The sequence below is a fragment of the Campylobacter volucris genome (assembly GCF_008245045.1).
Classification (GTDB): domain Bacteria; phylum Campylobacterota; class Campylobacteria; order Campylobacterales; family Campylobacteraceae; genus Campylobacter_D; species Campylobacter_D volucris.
The window spans coordinates 1,122,026-1,142,470 of record NZ_CP043428.1 but is presented as its reverse complement, the minus strand read 5'-3'; the positions used below and the strand labels follow the sequence as shown (position 1 = coordinate 1,142,470).

At 29.3% G+C, this 20,445-nt stretch carries 18 protein-coding genes; 14 read left to right on the top strand and 4 right to left on the bottom strand.

The features are described 5' to 3' along the window. The first annotated feature begins 5 nt into the window (after positions 1–5). Entirely contained in the window at positions 6–1,580 is a 1,575-nt protein-coding gene (pckA, locus tag CVOLT_RS05950) for a phosphoenolpyruvate carboxykinase (ATP) (RefSeq protein WP_084059215.1), read from the top strand. Between the two features lie 15 nt (positions 1,581–1,595). Here pckA and CVOLT_RS05945 read toward each other — a convergent pair whose 3' ends face one another. Further along, positions 1,596–1,961 carry a histidine triad nucleotide-binding protein gene (locus CVOLT_RS05945; RefSeq protein WP_039665894.1) on the bottom strand — a complete coding sequence of 122 codons (366 nt, stop codon included), beginning with the start codon at positions 1,959–1,961 and terminating at the stop codon, positions 1,596–1,598. 85 nt (positions 1,962–2,046) lie between these two features. Between CVOLT_RS05945 and pheS the strand changes: the two genes are divergently transcribed. From pheS to efp, 8 genes are all read left to right on the top strand, one after another. Further along, complete coding sequence (pheS, locus tag CVOLT_RS05940; RefSeq protein ID WP_039665893.1) at positions 2,047–3,039, top strand: phenylalanine--tRNA ligase subunit alpha; 993 nt, start codon at positions 2,047–2,049, stop codon at positions 3,037–3,039. After that, positions 3,036–5,366 carry a phenylalanine--tRNA ligase subunit beta gene (pheT, locus tag CVOLT_RS05935; protein ID WP_039665892.1) on the top strand — a complete coding sequence of 777 codons (2,331 nt, stop codon included), beginning with the start codon at positions 3,036–3,038 and terminating at the stop codon, positions 5,364–5,366. Before pheS ends, pheT begins: the two co-directional genes overlap by 4 nt. After that, a complete protein-coding gene (gene aroA / locus CVOLT_RS05930) occupies positions 5,363–6,649 on the top strand; it encodes a 3-phosphoshikimate 1-carboxyvinyltransferase (RefSeq protein ID WP_039665891.1) in 1,287 nt (428 codons plus the stop codon). The genes pheT and aroA overlap by 4 nt, the downstream gene beginning before the upstream one ends. After that, positions 6,639–7,466 carry a 4-hydroxy-3-methylbut-2-enyl diphosphate reductase gene (locus CVOLT_RS05925; protein WP_039665890.1) on the top strand — a complete coding sequence of 276 codons (828 nt, stop codon included), beginning with the start codon at positions 6,639–6,641 and terminating at the stop codon, positions 7,464–7,466. Before aroA ends, CVOLT_RS05925 begins: the two co-directional genes overlap by 11 nt. A 65-nt stretch (positions 7,467–7,531) precedes the next feature. Beyond that, positions 7,532–9,199, top strand: a complete 1,668-nt coding sequence (locus CVOLT_RS05920; RefSeq protein ID WP_039665889.1) for a 30S ribosomal protein S1 — start codon at positions 7,532–7,534, stop codon at positions 9,197–9,199. A gap of 6 nt (positions 9,200–9,205) precedes the next feature. Continuing rightward, positions 9,206–9,685 (top strand): hypothetical protein, encoded by a 480-nt coding sequence (locus CVOLT_RS05915; protein WP_039665888.1) that lies wholly within the window; start codon positions 9,206–9,208, stop codon positions 9,683–9,685. Continuing rightward, entirely contained in the window at positions 9,682–11,265 is a 1,584-nt protein-coding gene (locus CVOLT_RS05910; protein ID WP_039665887.1) for an alpha-ketoglutarate reductase / D-3-phosphoglycerate dehydrogenase, read from the top strand. The genes CVOLT_RS05915 and CVOLT_RS05910 overlap by 4 nt, the downstream gene beginning before the upstream one ends. 60 nt (positions 11,266–11,325) lie before the next feature. Beyond that, positions 11,326–11,895, top strand: coding sequence for an elongation factor P (gene efp, locus CVOLT_RS05905; protein ID WP_039665886.1), 570 nt, complete (start codon positions 11,326–11,328; stop codon positions 11,893–11,895). Between the two features lie 32 nt (positions 11,896–11,927). Here efp and uvrB read toward each other — a convergent pair whose 3' ends face one another. Next, complete coding sequence (gene uvrB, locus CVOLT_RS05900) at positions 11,928–13,901, bottom strand: excinuclease ABC subunit UvrB (protein WP_039665885.1); 1,974 nt, start codon at positions 13,899–13,901, stop codon at positions 11,928–11,930. A 151-nt stretch (positions 13,902–14,052) separates the two neighbouring features. Here uvrB and CVOLT_RS05895 point away from each other — a divergent pair, with 151 nt between their 5' ends. The 5 genes from CVOLT_RS05895 (at position 14,053) to ispG (ending at position 17,958) form a co-directional block, all read left to right on the top strand. Beyond that, entirely contained in the window at positions 14,053–14,283 is a 231-nt protein-coding gene (locus CVOLT_RS05895) for a hypothetical protein (RefSeq protein WP_039665884.1), read from the top strand. After that, positions 14,273–14,524, top strand: coding sequence for a hypothetical protein (locus CVOLT_RS05890; RefSeq protein WP_039665883.1), 252 nt, complete (start codon positions 14,273–14,275; stop codon positions 14,522–14,524). The genes CVOLT_RS05895 and CVOLT_RS05890 overlap by 11 nt, the downstream gene beginning before the upstream one ends. Continuing rightward, entirely contained in the window at positions 14,514–14,990 is a 477-nt protein-coding gene (locus CVOLT_RS05885) for a type II secretion system protein (RefSeq protein WP_039665882.1), read from the top strand. Before CVOLT_RS05890 ends, CVOLT_RS05885 begins: the two co-directional genes overlap by 11 nt. Then, a complete protein-coding gene (locus CVOLT_RS05880) occupies positions 14,987–16,831 on the top strand; it encodes a primosomal protein N' (protein WP_039665881.1) in 1,845 nt (614 codons plus the stop codon). Before CVOLT_RS05885 ends, CVOLT_RS05880 begins: the two co-directional genes overlap by 4 nt. Before the next feature lie 62 nt (positions 16,832–16,893). Further along, positions 16,894–17,958, top strand: a complete 1,065-nt coding sequence (gene ispG, locus CVOLT_RS05875; protein WP_039665880.1) for a flavodoxin-dependent (E)-4-hydroxy-3-methylbut-2-enyl-diphosphate synthase — start codon at positions 16,894–16,896, stop codon at positions 17,956–17,958. Here the strand turns inward: ispG and CVOLT_RS05870 are convergent. Further along, positions 17,955–19,316, bottom strand: a complete 1,362-nt coding sequence (locus tag CVOLT_RS05870; protein ID WP_039665879.1) for a nicotinate phosphoribosyltransferase — start codon at positions 19,314–19,316, stop codon at positions 17,955–17,957. The genes ispG and CVOLT_RS05870 overlap by 4 nt on opposite strands. 12 nt (positions 19,317–19,328) lie before the next feature. Next, positions 19,329–20,432 carry a cell division protein FtsZ gene (ftsZ, locus tag CVOLT_RS05865; RefSeq protein WP_039665878.1) on the bottom strand — a complete coding sequence of 368 codons (1,104 nt, stop codon included), beginning with the start codon at positions 20,430–20,432 and terminating at the stop codon, positions 19,329–19,331. Between the last annotated feature and the right edge of the window lie 13 nt (positions 20,433–20,445).

Below are 20,445 nucleotides of genomic sequence, written 5' to 3'. Positions count from 1 at the left end.
AAATAATGAAAGGTTTAGAAAATTTAGGTTTAGAAAACATTGGACAAGTTTTTTATAATCTTAATTATGATGAGCTTTTAAAACATGAAATACAAAATAAAGAAGGAATTTGCACAAAAAATGGAACTTTTAGTGTAGATACTGGAATTTTTACAGGAAGAAGTCCTAAAGATAAGTATTTTGTAAAGCAAGATCCTTCGCAAAAATATATAGCATGGGGCAATATCAATCAAGCTATTAGCGAAGAATTGTTTGAAAAGCTTTTGGCTAAAGCTAAAAAACAGCTTAGCAATAGTGACATTTATATACAAGATGTGTATTGTGGTGCTTCTTTAAAAAGCCGTAAAGCTGTGCGTTTTGTGACACAAATTGCTTGGCAAGCACATTTTGTAAAAAACATGTTTATCCGTCCAAATGAAAAAGAATTAAGCGATTTTATGCCAGATTTTGTAGTATATAATGCTTGTAAATGTGTGAATGAAGACTATAAAACAGATGGGTTAAATTCAGAAGTTTTTGTCATTTTTAATATAGAAAAAAATATAGCAGTTATTGGTGGCACTTGGTATGGTGGAGAGATGAAAAAAGGTATTTTTTCTATGATGAATTATTGGCTACCTTTGGAAAATAAACTTCCTATGCATTGTAGTGCTAATGTCGGAGAAAAAGGTGATGTAGCTTTATTTTTTGGGCTTAGTGGTACAGGAAAAACAACTCTTTCAACTGATCCAAAAAGAAAATTAATCGGAGATGATGAACATGGATGGGATGATGAGGGAGTGTTTAATTTTGAAGGAGGTTGTTATGCAAAATGTATCAATCTTGATCCAAATAATGAGCCAGAAATTTATGGTGCTATAAAACAAAATGCACTTTTAGAAAATGTAGTTTTAAAAGAAGACTTAAGCGTAGATTTTAATGATGGTTCAAAAACAGAAAATACTAGAGTATCTTATCCAATTGAACATATTATAAATCATGAAAAAAGTTTAAGTGCAACTCATCCTAGTAATATTATATTTTTATCAGCTGATGCTTTTGGAGTTTTGCCTCCTGTTAGTAAGCTTAGTAAAGAACAAGCAATGTATTATTTTTTAAGTGGTTATACAGCAAAAGTTGCAGGAACTGAAAGAGGGGTTACTGAGCCTATTGCAACTTTTTCAGCTTGTTTTGGAGAAGTATTTTTACCACTTCACCCAACTGTGTATGCAAAACTTTTAGGTGAAAAAATTACAAAACATAATGTTAATGTTTATTTAGTCAATACTGGCTGGAGCGGTGGTGCTTATGGTGTTGGAAAAAGAATGAGTATTAAAGCTACTAGAGCTTGTATTAATGCGATTTTAGATGGTAGTATTTTAAATTGCGAATTTGAAAATTATGATTTATTTAATCTTGCTGTGCCAAAAGCTTTAGAAGGCGTTGAAGATAAATTGCTAAATCCTATTAATACTTGGGAAGATAAACAAGCTTATGCTCAAACAAAACTTAAACTTGCAAAAATGTTTATAGAAAATTTCAAACGCTATGAAGATGTTCCTGAAGGAAGTGAATTTAAATTAGCAGGACCTGCTATCTAAAAGAGTTTAGCTCTTTTAGAATAAAGATTGAGGGTTGATTTGTCTTTCTTTATCTTTAGGAAGTTCAAATCCACCCAACATATGAAAATGCAAATGAAATACTTCTTGGCCGCTGTTTTTACCACAATTTGTTATTAGTCTATATCCGCTTTTATCAAGCCCTAATAACACTGCTAATTCTTGGATAAATTTAGTCATTTCGCTCATAAGTTCAGGACTTAGTTCTTGAAAATTTTCAAAATGTTCTTTAGGAATGATTAAAATATGTATAGGGGCTTTTGGATTGATATCATGAAAAGCTAAAAATTTTTCACTTTCTAAGACTTTATTTGCGGGAATTTTTCCTTCTACTATTAACTCAAATACCGTTTTTTCTCTCATAGCTAATCCTTTTTTTTGATTTGTTTTTGCTAATTTTAAATAATTTTACATTAGAATGTTTTTAAAAAAATATTTGGAGTAAAAATTGCAAAATATGATATCGCAAGTTAATTCTGCAAATACTTTAGCAGAGCTTGAAAATATAAAAGTAAATTTTTTAGGGAAAAAAGGCGTTTTGACTTTAGAATTTGCTAAATTAAAAGATTTACAAGGTGAAGAAAAAAAAGAATTTGCTAATACTTTAAACAAAGCAAGAGATGAATTTAATCAAGCTTATCAGGTAAAATTAAAAGAATTAGAAGAAAAAGCTTTAAATGAAAAAATGAAACAAAATGTGCAAGATTTTAGCTTTTTTGATGAAACTTCTAATTTAGGTGCATTGCACCCTATAGCTACTACAATGGATAAAATTATAGAATATTTTAATTCTTTAAATTTCAGCATTGAAAAAGGTCCGCTTATAGAAGATGATTTTCATAATTTTGAAGCTTTAAATTTACCACAAAATCACCCTGCAAGAGATATGCAAGATACTTTTTATTTTGAAGATAAAACCTTGCTTAGATCTCAAACTTCTCCAGTGCAAATTAGAACTATGCTTTCTCAAAAACCTCCCATTAGGATGATAGCTCCTGGAGCAGTTTTTAGAAGAGATTTTGATATTACCCATACTCCTATGTTTCATCAAGTTGAAGGCCTTGTGGTTGAAGAAGGAGATAAGGTCAATTTTGCAAATTTAAAAGATATGCTTGAAAATTTTTTAAAATATATGTTTGGAGATGTAAAAGTGCGTTTTAGACCAAGCTTTTTTCCTTTTACAGAGCCTTCAGCTGAAGTTGATATTTCATGTGTTTTTTGTAAAGGTTGTGGTTGTAGGGTTTGTAAGCAAACAGGATGGCTTGAAGTTTTAGGATGTGGAGTTGTTGATCCTAATGTTTATAATTTTGTAGGTTATAAAAATGTTAGCGGTTATGCTTTTGGATTGGGTGTAGAAAGATTTGCAATGCTTTTGCATAAAATTCCTGATTTGCGTTCTATGTTTGAAGGTGATTTAAGATTATTGGAGCAGTTTAGATGATTATTAGTAAAAATTGGTTAAATGAGTGGATTGATTTAAGTGATATTTCTACAAATACTATTGTTCAAACTTTAAATTCCATAGGTTTAGAAGTTGATAATTTTAAAAGTGTTAAAGCTCCTGATAAGGTTGTAATTGGAAAAGTATTAGAAAAAATTAAGCATGAAAATTCAGACAAATTAAATATTTGTAAAGTAGATGTAGGTAGTGAAATTTTACAAATTGTATGTGGTGCTAAAAATGTAGATAAAGATCAAATTGTAGCTGTTGCATTAGTAGGTGCAATTTTACCTAATGATTTAAAAATAAAACCAGTAAAACTTAGAGGTGTGGATTCTATGGGTATGATTTGTTCTTCTAGTGAGCTTGGTTTTGGTAAAAGTAACGAAGGCATTATGGTTTTAGATGAAAGTATGGGAGAGTTGATTCTTGGAAAAGCTCTTAATGAATATGATTTATTTAATGATGAGCTTATTGAGATAGATTTAACACCAAATCGTGGAGATTGTTTAAGTTTATACGGAGTTGCAAGAGATTTAAGTGCAGCTTTGGATTTAAATTTAAAAGAACTTCCTAGCGTAAAAGAAAGTGAAAATAGTGTTGGCATAGGAAGAATTTTAAGTGTTAAAAATCATACAGAATTAAACGGATTTTTCGCATATAAAGCCTTAGAAGTTAAAGATAATTTTAAATTAAATATAGTCGTACAAATTCGTTTAGCGCTAATCCAAGAGTATAAAAATAATAACATAGAAAATCTTTTATCTTATACCATGCATGCAACCGGTGTAGTATTTTTTGCTTATGATTTTCATAAACTTTGTCAAGAATGTCAAATTGATGAAAAAATTATTTTAGAGATAAATTCTTTAGAGCATGGTGAATATGGAGTGTATTATAAAAACAATTTGATTGCTCTAGCAGGAATTGAACAAAAAGATGATTTTAAAATAAATGAAGATAGTAAAGTTATTGTAATTGAAGCAAGTTATACTCATCCACAAATTATAGCTAATGCTATGGCGGTGCATAAAAAGAAAAATGATATTAGTTATCGCAGTTTAAGAGGGAGTGAGCCTAAACTTTCTTTGGGAATGGATTATTTGCTAAAAGAATGTTTAAAAATAGATAATTTAGCAGTATTTTCAGGAACTCAGCAAGTATTTAGTCAAATAGAAGACAAAATCATAGGAATTTTTACCGCAGATATAGATAAAATCATTGGTATGCCTATAGATAAAAATGTTTTGGTGAAAATTTTAAAAAAACTAGGGTTTGATATTATTGTAGTAAATGATGAGCAAATTAATGTAAAAATTCCTTTACATCGTAGCGATATCAACAATATTGCTGATATAAGCGAGGAAATTTTAAGGATTATAGGTATTGATAATATACCTTCAAAAGCTTTAGAATTTAAAGAAAAAAATCGTTTAAATCAAGTATATTTTGACTATCAAGAGCTTAAAAATTTAAGATTTAAAGCTAGTTGTAATGGGTATTTTGAAAGTATTCATTATGTTTTAGATAATGAAGAAGAGTTAAATGCTTTAGGTTTTAAATGTATTAAAAATAAATTGATTAATCCAATCACCAAAGAACTTGACACTTTAAGAAGCACTTTGATCAATCATCTTTTAAATGCAGCAAAATTAAATTTAAGAAATTCCAAGAAAAAAGTAAAACTTGTTGAGTGTGGTAGTGTTTTTGATGAATTTTCAAATGAACATACTAAATTTGCAATGATTTTTAGCGGTTTTAAAGAAGAGCCAAAAATTTCTAACAAGGCAAAACCAACTTTGGTTGATTTTTATACTTTTTTAGCCGAACTTAAAAGCATTATAGGCGAATTTAGCATGCAAAAATCTAATCACACTTTTTTAAGTCCATATGAACAAGCAAATGTTTATAAAAATGGTAAGCGTATAGGTTTTGTAGGTAGAGTTCATTTGGCTATTGAAAATCAAAAAGATTTGACAAAAACTTATATTTGTGAGCTTGATATAAGCGGATTAAAACAAGAATTTAAAACCGCAAAGCATTATTCTAAATTTCCTTCTATGAGTAGAGATTTGAGTATTATGATTCCTAAGGGATTTGAGTATGAAAAAATTAAAAATTCAATTATCAAGCTAGATATTGATATCTTAGAAAGCTTTAGAGTTGTAGATTTATATACTGATGAATCTTTAGGAGAATTTTATAGTTTGACTATTAATTTTATTTTTAGAGATTTTGAAAAGACTTTAGAAGATAGCGTTGTTATAGAGCAAACAGATAAAATTTTAAAAACTTTAAATGAAGAATTTGGACTAAAGCTTCGATGAAAATTTATGCTTTAAATTCTTTTAATGCAACACTTGAGAATATAGCTTCTGATAAGTCTATTTCTCATCGTCTTGCTATTTTTTCTTTATTAACTAAAGACACTTGCAAGATAAAAAATTACTTAAAAGCTCAAGATACACTACATACTCTAAAAGTCATTGCTTTATTAGGAGCTGAGGTTAAGGAAGAATCAGGATGTATTTATATTACAGCACCAAATAAAATCCACTCTCCAAATCAAATACTTGATTGTGGTAACTCAGGAACTTTGATGAGATTGTTAATTGGCTTTTTAAGTTCTATTGAAGATGGATTTTTTGTTTTGAGTGGAGATTGTTATTTAAACGCTAGACCTATGAAAAGAATTAGCCAGCCTTTACAAAGCATCAATGCTAAAATTTATGGTAGAAATGATGCAAATTTAGCCCCTATTTGTATAGAAGGTGCTAAATTAGAAGGGTTTAATTATAAAAGCAATATCGCTTCAGCTCAAGTAAAAACAGCTATGATTTTAGCAGCTTTAAATGCCAAAAGCGAAAGTTTTTTTGAAGAAATAGAGCTTTCAAGAAATCATAGTGAGATAATACTTACCAAAATGGGCGCAAAAATAGAAAAACTCAATAATCTTGCTACTAAATTTAAAATTTCACCTGTAAAAGAAAAACTTAAAGCTTTTGATATTTGTGTCCCAAATGATCCATCTTCGGCATTTTATTTTGCAGTTGCAGCTTGTATTTTACCAAATTCTAAAGTGGTTTTAAAAAATGTTTTATTAAATAAAACACGCATAGAAGCTTTTAAAATTTTAGAAAAAATGGGAGCTAAAATTTCTTATATTCAAACTAATAATGATTATGAAAGTATAGGAGAAATTTGTGTAGAAAGCTCTACTTTGCAAGCAATTAGCGTGAGTGAAAATATTGCTTGGTTGATTGATGAAGTGCCAGCTTTAGCTATAGCCTTTGCGTGTGCAAAAGGAACAAGCGTGATTAAAAATGCTAAAGAATTGCGAGTAAAAGAAAGCGATAGAATTAAAGCTGTGGTGGAAAATTTGCAAAAATGCAATATAACAGCAAGAGAATTTGAAGATGGTTTTGAGGTTGATGGAGGGATAGCAAATAGTGCTAAGATTGAAAGTTTTGGAGATCATCGTATAGCGATGAGTTTTTTAATTTTAGGTTTAAGATGTGGAATGGAAATAGATGATAGTGAGTGTATAAAAACTTCTTTTCCAAATTTTATTGATATTTTAAAGCAAATAGGAGCTAAGATTGGAGATTGAATTAGCTAAAAGTTATGGTTTTTGTTTTGGCGTAAAAAGAGCTATTAAAAAAGCAGAGCAAATTAAAGATGCAGCTACTATTGGTCCATTGATTCATAATAATGAAGAAATCACGCGTCTTTGGAAGAATTACAATGTTAAAACTTTAGAAAATATTGATGAGCTAAAAGATGAAAAAAAAGCCATCATTAGAACCCATGGTATTACCAAGCAAGATTTAGATGATTTGAGAAAAAAGGATATAGAAATTTTTGATGCGACTTGTCCTTTTGTGACAAAACCTCAAAAAATTTGCGAACAAATGAGCAATGAAGGTTATGAAGTGGTAATCTTTGGAGATGAAAATCATCCTGAGGTTAAAGGTGTTAGAAGCTATGTTAGCACAAAAGCCTATGTGATATTAGACGAAAAAGAATTATTAGATATTAAATTGCCTTCTAAGATAGCTGTGGTATCACAAACTACAAAAAAAGTTGAAAAATTTATGGAAATTGTAAATTTTTTAATGCTTAAAGTTAAAGAAGTTAGGGTTTTTAACACAATTTGTGATGCTACTTTTAAAAATCAAGAAGCCATCAATGAGCTTGCTAAAAAAAGTGATGTTATGGTGATAGTTGGAGGAAAAAATTCAGCTAATACCAAGCAATTGTTTTTAATCGCTAAAAATTACTGCCAAGATAGTTATCTTATAGAAAATGAAAAAGAGATTCAAAAAGAATGGTTTAAGGGTAAGGAAAAATGTGGAATTAGTGCAGGTGCTTCAACTCCTGATTGGGTTATTAATTTAGTGCTTGAAAAAATCAAGGAATATGCTTAGAATTAACCAAGTTTAAAGAAAACAATATTATAATCTAAAATCAAAATTTAAAATAAAGGACCACGATGAGCGAGGCGAACAAAAAAGTTCAAAATAGACTAGAGGATATAGTCATAGAAGAAGATTTTGAGCAAATGCTTGAAGAATCTTTTAGAACTGATGAGGAAGCAACTACACAAGGTGTTATCGTTGAAATTAAAGATGGTGAAGTATTTGTTAATATAGGCCAAAAATCTGAAGGAATTTTAATATTAGAAGAAATTCAAGATGACAAAGGTGGATTAATCTTCAAAGAAGGAGATACTCTAGAAGTTGCTATAATAGGCTCTCGCGGTGGCAGATCTTTACTTTCTCATAAAAAAGCTTTAAGAAAACAAAAAGTTAAAGAATTTATAGAAAATTATAAAGAAGACGATAGTGTTTTTGATGTAAAAATCATCGGTAAAAATAGGGGTGGTTTTGTAGCTGTTGATGAAAATGGGGTTGAATTTTTTCTTCCACGATCGCAAAGTAATTTCAAAGATGCTAATAATATTATTAATAAAACTTTTAAAGTTAAGATTATCAAAATAGACAAAGAAGCTCAAAGCATTGTTATTTCGAGAAAAAAAATTGTTGATGAAGAAAGAAGAAAACGCAAAGAAATTATATCTAATGTGATTAATCAAGAAGAGATTATCGAAGGTGTAGTTAAAAAAATCACAACTTATGGAATGTTTGTAGATGTAGGCGGTGTTGATGGCTTGGTTCATTATAGTGAAATTTCATATAAAGGTCCTGTAAATCCTAGCTCTTTATATAATGAAGGAGATAAAGTTCCTGTAAAAGTCATCAAGTATGACAAAGAAAAAAAACATCTTTCTTTATCTATAAAATTAGCTATGCCAGATCCTTGGGAAGAAATCAAAGATGGATTAGAGCTTGGTGATACTATTAAAGTAACTGTTTCTAATATAGAGCCATATGGAGCTTTTGTAGATTTGGGTAATGATATAGAAGGATTTTTACATATTAGTGAAATTTCTTGGGATAAAAATGCTAAAAATCCAAAAGATTATATTAGCGAAGGCCAAGAACTTGATGTAGAAGTTATTGAAATCAATGCTAAGGAAAGAAGACTTAGAGTATCTTTAAAAAATTTACTTACCAAGCCTTTTGATGAATTTTTGAAAAAACATAAAGTAGGTGATATTGTAAAAGGAGTCATTACTTCAGTAACAAATTTTGGTGCTTTTGTTAAAATTTCAAATATGGAAGGTTTGTTGCATAATGAAGATGCATCTTGGGATAGAAATGATAAATGCAAAGATTTATATAAAGTTGGTGATGAAATAGAAGTAAAAATCATCAAGCTCGATAAAGATGCTCAAAAAATATCTTTAAGTGTAAAAGAATTACAAAAAAGTCCTGTTCAAATTTATGCTCAAAATCATCATGTTAATGAGATTATTAGTGGTAAGATTAGAGATATTAAAGATTTTGGTTTGTTTGTGGAATTGCAAGAAGGCGTAGATGCATTGATTCATAAAGAAGATTTAGGAAATATAGATCTTTCTAGTTTAAAAGTTGGCGATAGTATAGAAGCTTTGATAGTCTTTATCGATGAAAAGAAAAATAGAATTCGTTTAAGTGTAAAAAGTCTTGCTAGAATGAAAGAGCGAGAAGCATTAAATGAAATCAATGATAATGATAAAGTTACTTTGGGTGATATCATCAAAGACCAACTTTCATAATAAAAAATGAAAAAATATACCCTATATGGTATTTTAGGCTTTTTAAGCTTAGTTTTATTAATAGCTTTTATTTTTATGGTGAGATATGTAGATATAGGAGATTTGCGTATCTCACAAAATGCAAAATATTCTTTTGATGAGTTAAAAAAAGAACTTCCACAAACTTGGCAAAATAAATTATCAGCACTTAAAATGAATGATTATTATCCAGCGGCAAATGAATTTTATATGAGTTTTAATATGGATGATTCTGTGGTAAAACCTAAGCAGAAATTTTATTTGCTTGATGTAAATAAAAACGATGTGTATTCTATGTTTTGTTTAAAACAAACCTTGCAAGCTTTTTTTATAAAATACACCTTAACTCAAAGCAAGAATGAAGTAACAATTTATCTTGATACAGATAATGAAAAAGTATTAAAAACTTTAATAGAGCAGTTAAAAATTTATGATATCAATGCAAATTTAAGGGAGGTTTGGTTGTGAAGAAAAAAATTATAATTTGTGATGCGATTTTAGATAAAGGAATTGAGCTTTTAAAAAATGCTGATGATGTAGATTTGATCCAAGCTGCACATTTATCAAAAACCGAACTTTTAAAAGAGCTTAGTGATGTTGATGTTGCAATTACTAGAAGCTCTACTGATGTAGATTTAAATTTTTTAAATTCTTGCAAAAATTTAAAAGCTTTGATTAGAGCTGGCGTTGGGGTTGATAATGTAGATATTAATGAGTGCTCTAAAAGAGGCATTATAGTGATGAATGTTCCAACTGCAAATACTATAGCAGCTGTAGAACTTACCATGAATCATTTACTTTGCTCAGCTAGATCTTTTGTCAATGCCCATAATTTTTTAAAAATTGAAAAAAAATGGGAAAGAGAAAAATGGTATGGCATTGAACTTATGAATAAAACTTTAGGGATTATAGGATTTGGCAATATAGGCTCAAGAGTAGCTTCAAGAGCAAAAGCTTTTGGTATGAAAGTAATTGCTTATGATCCTTATATATCATCATCAAAAATGACAGATTTAGGCATAACATGTGTTGAAACTTTAGATGAAATTTTAATCCAGAGTGATTTTATAAGCATACATACTCCAAAAACAAAAGAAACAGCCAATATGATTTCCTTTGATGAAATTTCTAAAATGAAAGATGGTGTAAGATTAATCAATTGTGCAAGAGGTGGTCTTTATAATGAACAAGCTTTATGTGAAGGGTTAAAAAATGGTAAAATAGCTTGGCTTGGTATTGATGTTTTTGAAAAAGAACCAGCTACTAATCATCCATTTTTAGAATTTGAAAATGTTTCAGTCACTTCGCATTTGGGTGCAAATACTTTAGAAAGTCAAGAAAATATTTCCATACAAGCGTGTGAGCAAGCATTGAGTGCTGCTAGGGAAATTGCCTATCCTAATGCTTTGAATTTGCCTATTAAAACAGAAGACTTGCCAAAATTTGTAGCTCCTTATATAGAATTGATTTCAAAAATGGGATTTTTAGCAGCTCAGCTTGATAAAACTCCTATCAAATCTATCAAATTAGAAAGTGAAGGAGAAATCAGCAAATATAATGAATCCTTGCTTACTTTTGCTGTAGTTAGTGTGTTAAGAAAGGTTTTGGGTGAAAAAATCAATTACATTAATGCTAAATTTGTTGCTAAAGATAAAGATATAGAACTTTCGTGTAATACTTTGCCAAGCAGTGGTTATAACAATAAAATTACTATAAAAATTATTAGTGAAAAAACTAGTCTTTCTATATCAGGGACTATTTTTAGTGAGAATGAACAAAGAATTGTTGAGCTTAATGGTTTTGATATTGATTTTAAACCTAAAGGAAAAATGATTATTTTAAATAACAAAGACATACCAGGGGTTATTGCAAATGTTAGTGGTATTTTAGCAAGAAACAATGTTAATATCGCAGATTTTAGACTTGGTAGAGATGGTTTTGGTAAGGCTTTGGCTGTGATTTTGTTAGATGAGAAAATATCAAAAGTATTACTTGAAGAATTAAGAATGATAGATGCTTGTATTTTTGCAGAATATGCAGAAATTTAAGGCTTTTTATAAGTCTTGATTGTTACAATTAAAAACTAATTTTAAGATTAAGGAAAATATATGGCTTCTTATGGAATGGGAGATTTAAAAAAAGGTTTAAAGATTGAAATCGATGGTATTCCTTTTAAAATCGTAGAATATCAACATGTAAAGCCAGGTAAAGGACCTGCTTTTGTTCGTATTAAAATTAAATCTTTTATTGATGGTAAGGTTTTAGAAAAAACTTTCCATGCAGGAGATAAATGCGAATCTCCAAATTTAGAAGAAAAACAAATGCAATATTTATATGATGATGGTGAGAATTGTCAATTTATGGATACTCAAACTTATGAGCAAGTAGCTATTAGCGAAGAAGATGTGGGTGAAGCTAAAAAATGGATGCTTGATGGAACTATGGTGGATGTTTTATTTCATAATGGAAAAGCAATTGGTGTTGAGGTTCCACAAGTGATGGAATTAAAAATCATCGAAACAGCTCCAAATTTTAAAGGTGACACTCAAGGATCAAATAAAAAACCAGCTACTTTAGAAACAGGAGCAGTGGTTCAAATTCCTTTTCATGTTTTAGAAGGAGAGGTTATACGCGTTGATACTGTGCGTGGAGAATATATAGAAAGAGCAAATAAATAACAATTTTCCTTAAAGTTTTTCTTTAAGGAAAATTATAAAGTTTTTAATTTATTAATTTCATCTCTAATCATAGCTGCTTTTTCAAATTCTAAATTTTTAGCAGCTTCTAGCATTTGTTTTCTTAGTTCTTTGATTATTTTTGCGCGTTCTTTAGCAGGCATTTTTTCTAATTCTTTACCTTTGCGATAAATTTCACCTTGATCAAAATCTTGTTTTAAACTTTCTTCTATATTTCTTTTTACTGAAGTTGGTATGATTTTATGCTTTTTATTATAAGCTTCTTGTAGAGCTCTTCTTTCATTGGTTATGTTTATGGCTTCTTGCATAGATTTTGTGATTTTTTGAGCAAAAAGTAATACTTTGCCATTTACATTTCTAGCAGCTCTTCCCATAGTTTGAATGAGTGCGGTAGTGCTTCTTAAAAATCCCTCTTTATCTGCATCCATAATGGCTATTAAAGAAACTTCAGGTAAATCAAGTCCTTCTCTTAAAAGATTAATTCCAATTAAAATATCAAAAGCACCATTTCTTAATCCTATGATGATTTCATTACGCTCAATTGCGTCAATTTCTGAGTGCATGTATTTTACTTTTAAACCAAGTTCTAGATAATATTTACTAAGTTCTTCAGCCATTTTTTTTGTTAAAACTGTGATTAAAACTCTTTCACCACGCTCTATAACTTTTTTAGCCTCATCGTATAAAATTTCTACTTGATTAGAGCTATCTTTGATTTCTATTTTTGGGTCTAAAAGTCCTGTTGGACGCATGATTTGATAAAAAATATTTTCTTTGCTAAGTTCAAGTTCAAGGGGAGCTGGAGTTGCTGAAACAAATAAAAATTTACAATTTTTATTAATAAATTCATCAAACATCAAAGGACGATTATCTAAAGCACTAGGCAAACGAAAACCATAATCAACCAAAACTTGCTTTCTACTTCTATCTCCTGCAAACATACCGCGAAATTGTGGCAAAGATACATGGCTTTCATCTACAATCACCAAAAAATCTTGATTTTTAATAGCAAAATAATCAAAAAGCGTATAAGGAGTATCACCGCTTTTAAGCCCTGTTAAATGTAGTGCGTAATTTTCTACACCTTTGCACATTCCAGTGCTTTCTAGCATTTCAATATCAAATTCAACTCTTTGCTTTAGTCTTTGATATTCTACTAATTTATTTTCATTTTCAAAATATGCTAAGCGTTCATTAAGTTCAGCTTTAATACCTTTAATAGCTTCTTTTAACCTAGCTTGAGTGACACTAAATTGACTTGTAGGATAGAGTATAAATTTTTTTAAATCCCTACCTTTTTTATTTTCTAATATATTGTAATGATACATAGCTTCAAGTTCATCGCCAAAAAATTCAAGTCTAATTGCCTCATCTTCATAATAAGCTGGGTATATATCAACTATATCTCCATTTACTCTAAAATCAGCCCTATCAAAGAAGTTATCATTGCGTTTATAGCCCATATCTACAAGTTTTTTTAAAAGTTCTTTTTGTGAAATTTGCATATTTAATTCTAAAATCAAAACCATACCTACATACTCACTAGGATTGCCCAAGCCATAATTTGCTGAAACACTAGCTATGCAAATTACATCATCATAGCTTAATAATGAAGCACTAGCGCTAAGTCTTAATCTTTCTAAGTCTTCATTGGTAGAGCTATCTTTTTCTATAAAAACATCAGTTCTTGGTATGTAAGCTTCTGGTTGATAATAATCATAATAGCTTATAAAATATTCCACATGATTTTTTGAAAAAAATCCTTTAAATTCACTAAAAAGTTGAGCGCATAAGCTTTTATTATGACTCATTATTAAAGTAGGCATATTTAAATTTTTAATTATATTTGCCATGCTAAAAGTTTTTCCACTTCCTGTAACACCTAGTAAGGTTTGGTATCTATTTCCATTTTTGATACTTTTTACTATGCCATCTATGGCTTGTTGTTGATCAGGACTTGGCTTAAAATCACTTGTAAGTTCAAACATATAATTTCCTAAGAATATTTTCATAAATTTTACACAAAATTTTTTGTAAAAATTTGAATTTTAAAAGAAAAAGCTATGCAAAATTAAATTTTTTTTTGTTACAATTAAACATTTAAAATACTCTTATAATTAAAATCAAAAAGGCAAAATTATGTATGATGAAAAAATTATCAACACTATGACAGACAAAGTAAATGAGTTGATTGAAAAATACAATGAAGTATGCGAAGCAAATGAAAATTTAAGAAATGAATTAGTTAGTGTAAAAGCGCAAAATGAAGCAAAAAGTAATCAAATTGCTCGCTTAGAAGAAGAATTAAAATCACGCAATGCTCAAAGTGAAGATATCTTCAAAAAAATAGAGGCTGTTCTTGGCAAATAATAACCAAAGAAAAGTTACAATCAATGTCTATGCTAAAGATTTTGTTGTAACTTGCAGTAATGAATTTGCTAATCATCTTGAAGATGAAATAGCTCTGATTTCAGGAGGAACTGGGAAAATAGAGCTAGCAAATTTCATAAATGCTTTTGTAAAACTTAGTTATGAAAACTATATTGTAAAAAAAGAATTAAATAAAATTATCACCACTATAGACAAAGAAATCAAAGAAAATGCAATATAAAAAAGCTTTTACTTTAATAGAGCTTATTTTTTGCATGATTATTATAGCTATTTTATCAGCACTAGCTTATCCTCATTTTTCATTTAATAAAATGGATGCGAAAATTATTCGTTTAAAAAGTGAAATTCAAATGATAAATTCATCTTTGGCTGTATTAAAAAATCAATTTGTATTTAATAAAAATGTGAATTTTCCAAAAGTTTTAGATGAGGCTTTACCTAATGTAGAAAATCAAAAACTTTTTTCTTGCTCTAATGAGCAAATTCAAGCATGCCTTAGTGGAAATTGTTGCTCTTATAGTGTTTTAGAGCAAGCCATTGTTTCTAGTAAAAAAACTTGGATGAAAATCGCAAATACCAAATATAGATATTTTATTGATGCGAAAAAATATGTGGATTTTTCTTATGACAATCAAAAGGCATTTTTAGAGTGTGTTAGTTCAAATTGTAAGGATTATGGGCTTTGAGATATTATGAACTTGCTATAAAGGGGTATTATCTTGATACTTTAATCTATGAAAGTGATGAAAAAATTGAGCCTTTAAGCGAGGTTATAGTTGATCTTGCTAGAAAAAAAAATCTCAAAGCCATAATCTTAAAAGAATGCACAAAACCAAATTTTAAAACCCAAAAGATTAAAGGATTAACACCTAATAAAATTACTAACCTACAATATGAACTTGCTAAATTTATAGCTTATTATTATGCGAGTAAAATCGCTTTTGTCTTAGGGATGTTTGAAAGTACTACTTTTTATGCTCAAACTAAAAAAATACACATAGAAAATTGTCCTAATTTAAATGCCAAGCAAAAACAAGCCTTGGAATTTATAAAAGATCATCAAAGTTCATTATTATTTGGTGATACAGGTTGTGGAAAAACAGAAATTTATATATCTTTGATAAAAGAGTATTTAGAAAAAGGCAAACAAGTCTTGCTTTTAATGCCAGAAATTGCTCTAACTCCACAAATGGAAAAAAGATTAAAAGTATATTTTGAAGATTATTTTTTTTTGTGGCATTCTAAAATTTCTAAAAACAAAAAACAAGAGTGTTTAAAAAATTTAGCAAATTCTAAAGCTCTTTTGGTAGCAGGAGCTAGATCTGCTTTGTTTTTACCATTTGAGAATTTAGGGCTTATTGTAGTTGATGAAGAACATGATAATTCTTATAAAGCTAGCAATAATCCAAGAATTAATGCAAGAGATTTAGCGCTATTTTTAGCAAAGAAAAATGATATTAAAATACTTTTAGGTTCTGCTACCCCTAGTGTTTCTAGTTTTTATAAACATCCAGTTTATAGACTAAAAGGGACATTTTTTGAAAGTAAAAAAGAGTTTTTATATGATGAGAGTGAGCTTAGTGTATCTTCTAAATTGCTTTTAGAGCTAAGAAACACTTTGAAAGAAAAAAAACAAGCAGTTGTGTTTTTACCTACAAGGGCAAATTTTAGGCAAATTTTATGTAAAGATTGTGCTAATGCCATAAAATGCCCATTTTGTTCTATTGCGTTAAGTTTACATAAAAATAAAAATGCTTTAAAATGTCATTATTGTAATTTTACAAAAGAGATTGATAAGTATTGTCCAACTTGTAAAGGCAATATGTTAGAAGCTAGAAAAATGGGAACAGCACAGCTTTGTGAGAATTTGCAAGAGCAATTAAGTGAATTTGATGCTGTAATTAGGCAATTTGATAGTGATGAAATTAGTAGTGTAAAAAAGCTAAATACTATTTTAAAAGAATTTAATCAGCAAAAAATAGATATTTTAGTAGGCACTTCTATGCTTGCTAAAGGACATGATTATCATAATGTAAATTTAAGTGTGATTTTGGGTTTGGATGAGTATTTATTTAGGCCAAATTTCAAAGCTTTGGAAGAAACCTTAGCTTTAGCTATGCAAGTAGCAGGAAGAGCTGGCAGAAAAGGGTGTGGAAAAGTTCTTTTGCAAACTAAAAATAAAGTCTTTTTTGAAAAATATATACAAGATTATGATAGTTTTTTAGAAGATGAATTAAACGCAAGGAAGGGGCTTTATCCGCCATTTAAAAGGCTTTTAAGATTAATAATTGAAGATGAAAATCAAACCAATGCGATGCAAATTTGTGAAAAAATGCTTGAATTTTGCCAAATGAATGAGGTTGAAATAGTAGGAAGCGGTGCTTGTGCTATTGAAATGCTTCATAAAAAGTGGAGATTTTATGTATTAGTGCGAAGTAAAGATTATTTTAATTTAGTTAAAATAGAACATTTTGCACTAAATTTTAAAAATATAATTTGTGATATAGATCCAATTGATTTTAGTTAAAAAATATTTTTTGATTTTAAAAAATATTATAAAATTATATAAAAATATTATTAGAGTAAGTTATGAAAAGATACAAAACAAGACAAATTAAAGTAGGTGATGTTTTAATAGGTGGTGATGCACCAATTTCTGTGCAATCTATGCTTTTTACAAAAACAAGAGATATTGAAGGTTCTTTAGAGCAGTTAAATAGACTTTATTTTGCTGGGGCTAATATAGTTCGTTTAGCATGTTTAGATATAGCCGATGCAAGAGCTTTAAAAGAGATAAAAGCCAAAAGCCCATTGCCTTTGATAGTGGATATTCATTTTAATCATAAGTTAGCTTTGTATTGTGCTGAATTTATAGATGGTATTAGAATAAATCCAGGCAATATAGGATCTAAAGAAAATATAAAAGAAGTAGTTAATGCTTGTAAGCAAAGACAAATTCCAATACGCATAGGTATAAACCATGGTTCTATAGAAAAGCAATTTTCTGACAAATATGGCTACAATATAGAAGCCATGCTAGAAAGTGCAAAATATAATATAAAATTATTAGAAGATTTTAACTTTTTTGACATAAAAATTTCCATGAAAACTTCAGATACTCAAAAGACTATAGAAGCTTATGAAAGACTTCGCCCGCTTTGTGATTATCCTTTTCATTTAGGGGTAACTGAAGCTGGAACTAAATTTCATAGCACTATAAAAAGTTCTATAGCGCTAGGAAATTTACTTTTAAAAGGTATAGGCGATACTATGAGAGTTTCTATGACAGGAGAACTTGAAGAAGAAATTCGTGTAGCAAGAGCTATTTTACAAGATAGTGGAGTTCAAAAAAGTGGAGTAAATATCATATCTTGTCCAACTTGCGGAAGAATACAAAGTGATTTAATAAAAGCTATAAAAATAGTAGAAGAAAAAACAAAGCATATAAAAGAGCCATTAAATATAAGTGTTATGGGTTGTGTGGTAAATGCATTAGGCGAAGCAAAAGGAGCTGATGTGGCTATAGCTTTTGGCAAAAATCAAGGTTTGGTTATAAGACATGGAGAAGTGGTAGCAAAGCTTAAAGAAGGTGAGCTTGTGGATAGATTTTTGCTTGAAGTAGAAGATGAAGTTAAAATAAGATCTAAAGATTAATTTAAAGTTAAATTCTTTTTTAACTCTTGTAGTTTTTTTGAAATTTTTACTTTGTAAGTGCTTGGATTTTGTAATCTTTTATGCGAAGATTTCAAACTTTGAATATTTTTTTTATAAAAATTTTGTATAGAAGATAAATTAGGAATTTTATATATTAATTGTCCATTTTTAAAAATCATTTCTAGTATATTTTTAGCTTGTAAATTTTTATATTGAGTTATTTTTTCATCGTAATTATATAATTTATCAAATTCCATTTTTTCATTTTTATAATATCGTATCAATTTTTTAAATGAAGGTAGGGTGGTTTTGCTTGAATGTTCGCTAATTTTTATTTTAGGGATGATGTGTTGATTTTTTTCTACAGCTACTAATTTATAAACAGCTCCAAAAACAGGACAACTTGCAGAAGTGATAAGTCTTTCTCCAACGCCAAAACCATCGATTGGAGCTTTGTTTTTTAGAAGTTGTGCGATTTTGTTTTCATCTAAAGCATTACTTGCAAATATCTTACAATTTTTTAAATTATTTTGATCAAGCATTTTTCTTGCTAATTTAGAAAGTTTTAATAAATCTCCAGAATCAATGCGTATAGCATAATTTTTTAAAGTTTTTTTAGCTTGTAATTCTTTAAAAATTAAAATAGCATTATTTATACCATTGATACAATCATAGGTATCTACCAAAAGTGTGATATTGTCTTTATAAATTTTGCAATAAGATCTAAAAGCATCAAGTTCATTATCATGCATTTGTACCCACGCATGAGACATAGTACCACTTAAAGGGATATTGAATTTTTTTGCAGCTAGGGTGCAAGAAGTGGCGTTAAATCCGCCTATAAAAGCAGCTCTTGCTCCATTTATAGCAGCATTTACTCCATGAGCTCTGCGAGAGCCAAATTCTAAAAGTATTTTTTCTTGTGCAATTTGAAAAATTCTATTTGCTTTTGTTGTGATTAAGCATTGATGATTTAGTGTTAAAAGTATAAAAGTTTCTAATAATAAAGCCTCTATAATAGGCGCTTTAACATAAAATATAGGCTCGTTAGCAAATATACACTCACCTTCTTGTATGCTATAAATATCACCACTAAATTTTAAATTAGCTAGGTAATTTAAAAAATCTTCACTAAAAGAATTGGTATTTTGTAAAAATTCAATATCTTCTTTTGTAAAAGAAAAATTTTGTATATGTTGGATAATTTGTTCTAAACCAGCAAAAATAGCATATTTTGCATTATCAGGAGCTTGTCTAAAAAAAACTTCAAAATAGACTATTTGTTTATGCTTATTTTGTTTAAAATAAGCATAAGCCATAGTTAATTCATAAAAATCACATAATAAAGTATGATTCATAAATGGATTAAATTAATCCATTTGGCGACGCAAAAATGCTGGTACATCAAGTTGGGAAATAACTTCCTCATCAAAACCACCGCTAGCTTTGCGTAAATTTATATATGAATTTTTTTTGCTTTCTTCTTGCTCTTTGGCTTGAACTTCATTTTTATCTTCAAAACCTGTAGCTATGATGGTTACTTCTACGCGATCTCCCATGCTCTCATCAGCAGTAACACCAAAAATTACTTTAGCATTTTCATCTGATTCATCGCTAATGCTTTGTGTAGCTTGTGAAATTTCAAGAAGTGAGCATTCAGGGCCTACTTTATAATGTATGATTACACCTTTAGCACCTTTCATAGTCATACCATCAAGTAATGGTGATTCTATGGCACTTTCTAATGCTTCCATGATAGCATTTTCACCTTCTCCTTGACCTACGCCCATTAATGCTAAACCCCTGTGGCTCATAACTGTTCTAACATCGGCAAAGTCTACATTGATATCGCCATCTTCTAAAAGTATAGAAACCATTCCTCTTACAGCTCTTGTGAGAATATCATCAACTAGTTTAAATGCTTCTTTGATACCAGCTTTTTTAGGGAGTATGCTAAGTAATTTTTCATTTTGAATTACAATGATAGAATCACTTTCTTTTTTTAATTCCGCTAAACCTGCTTCAGCAAGTTTTTTTCTTTGTTTTCCTTCAAAAGCAAAAGGCATAGTAACTACTGAAACTGTTAAAGCTCCAGCTTCTTTGGCTGCTTGAGCTACTACAGGAGCTGCACCTGTCCCTGTTCCGCCACCAAGCCCGGCTGATATAAACACAATATCACTTTGGCTTAATGCAGCTTTTATTTCTTCAAAACTTTCTCTAGCACTTTCTGCGCCTATTTCAGGTTGCATACCAGCCCCAAGACCTTTGGTCTTTTTTTCTCCAAGTTGAATTTTTGTTTTAGCTTGAGATTTAGCTATTGCTTGCGCATCAGTATTTGCTGAAATAAGATCAAGATCATGTAGGCCCATATTAACCATATGATCAATCATATTTCCGCCGCCTCCACCGCAGCCAATAACTTTTATCTTTGCACCTTTTGCGTGTTGCATTTCTTCTACCAAAAATTCACTCATTTGTATTCTCCTA

Bases quoted from the DNA above. Each gene is read 5' to 3' on its own strand.
- pckA (WP_084059215.1), top strand. From the start codon at position 6: ATGAAAGGTTTAGAAAATTTAGGTTTAGAAAACATTGGACAAGTTTTT.
- CVOLT_RS05945 (WP_039665894.1), bottom strand. From the start codon at position 1,961: ATGAGAGAAAAAACGGTATTTGAGTTAATAGTAGAAGGAAAAATTCCC.
- pheT (WP_039665892.1), top strand. From the start codon at position 3,036: ATGATTATTAGTAAAAATTGGTTAAATGAGTGGATTGATTTAAGTGAT.
- aroA (WP_039665891.1), top strand. From the start codon at position 5,363: ATGAAAATTTATGCTTTAAATTCTTTTAATGCAACACTTGAGAATATA.
- CVOLT_RS05920 (WP_039665889.1), top strand. From the start codon at position 7,532: ATGAGCGAGGCGAACAAAAAAGTTCAAAATAGACTAGAGGATATAGTC.
- CVOLT_RS05915 (WP_039665888.1), top strand. From the start codon at position 9,206: ATGAAAAAATATACCCTATATGGTATTTTAGGCTTTTTAAGCTTAGTT.
- efp (WP_039665886.1), top strand. From the start codon at position 11,326: ATGGCTTCTTATGGAATGGGAGATTTAAAAAAAGGTTTAAAGATTGAA.
- uvrB (WP_039665885.1), bottom strand. From the start codon at position 13,901: ATGTTTGAACTTACAAGTGATTTTAAGCCAAGTCCTGATCAACAACAA.
- CVOLT_RS05895 (WP_039665884.1), top strand. From the start codon at position 14,053: ATGTATGATGAAAAAATTATCAACACTATGACAGACAAAGTAAATGAG.
- CVOLT_RS05885 (WP_039665882.1), top strand. From the start codon at position 14,514: ATGCAATATAAAAAAGCTTTTACTTTAATAGAGCTTATTTTTTGCATG.
- ispG (WP_039665880.1), top strand. From the start codon at position 16,894: ATGAAAAGATACAAAACAAGACAAATTAAAGTAGGTGATGTTTTAATA.
- CVOLT_RS05870 (WP_039665879.1), bottom strand. From the start codon at position 19,316: ATGAATCATACTTTATTATGTGATTTTTATGAATTAACTATGGCTTAT.
- ftsZ (WP_039665878.1), bottom strand. From the start codon at position 20,432: ATGAGTGAATTTTTGGTAGAAGAAATGCAACACGCAAAAGGTGCAAAG.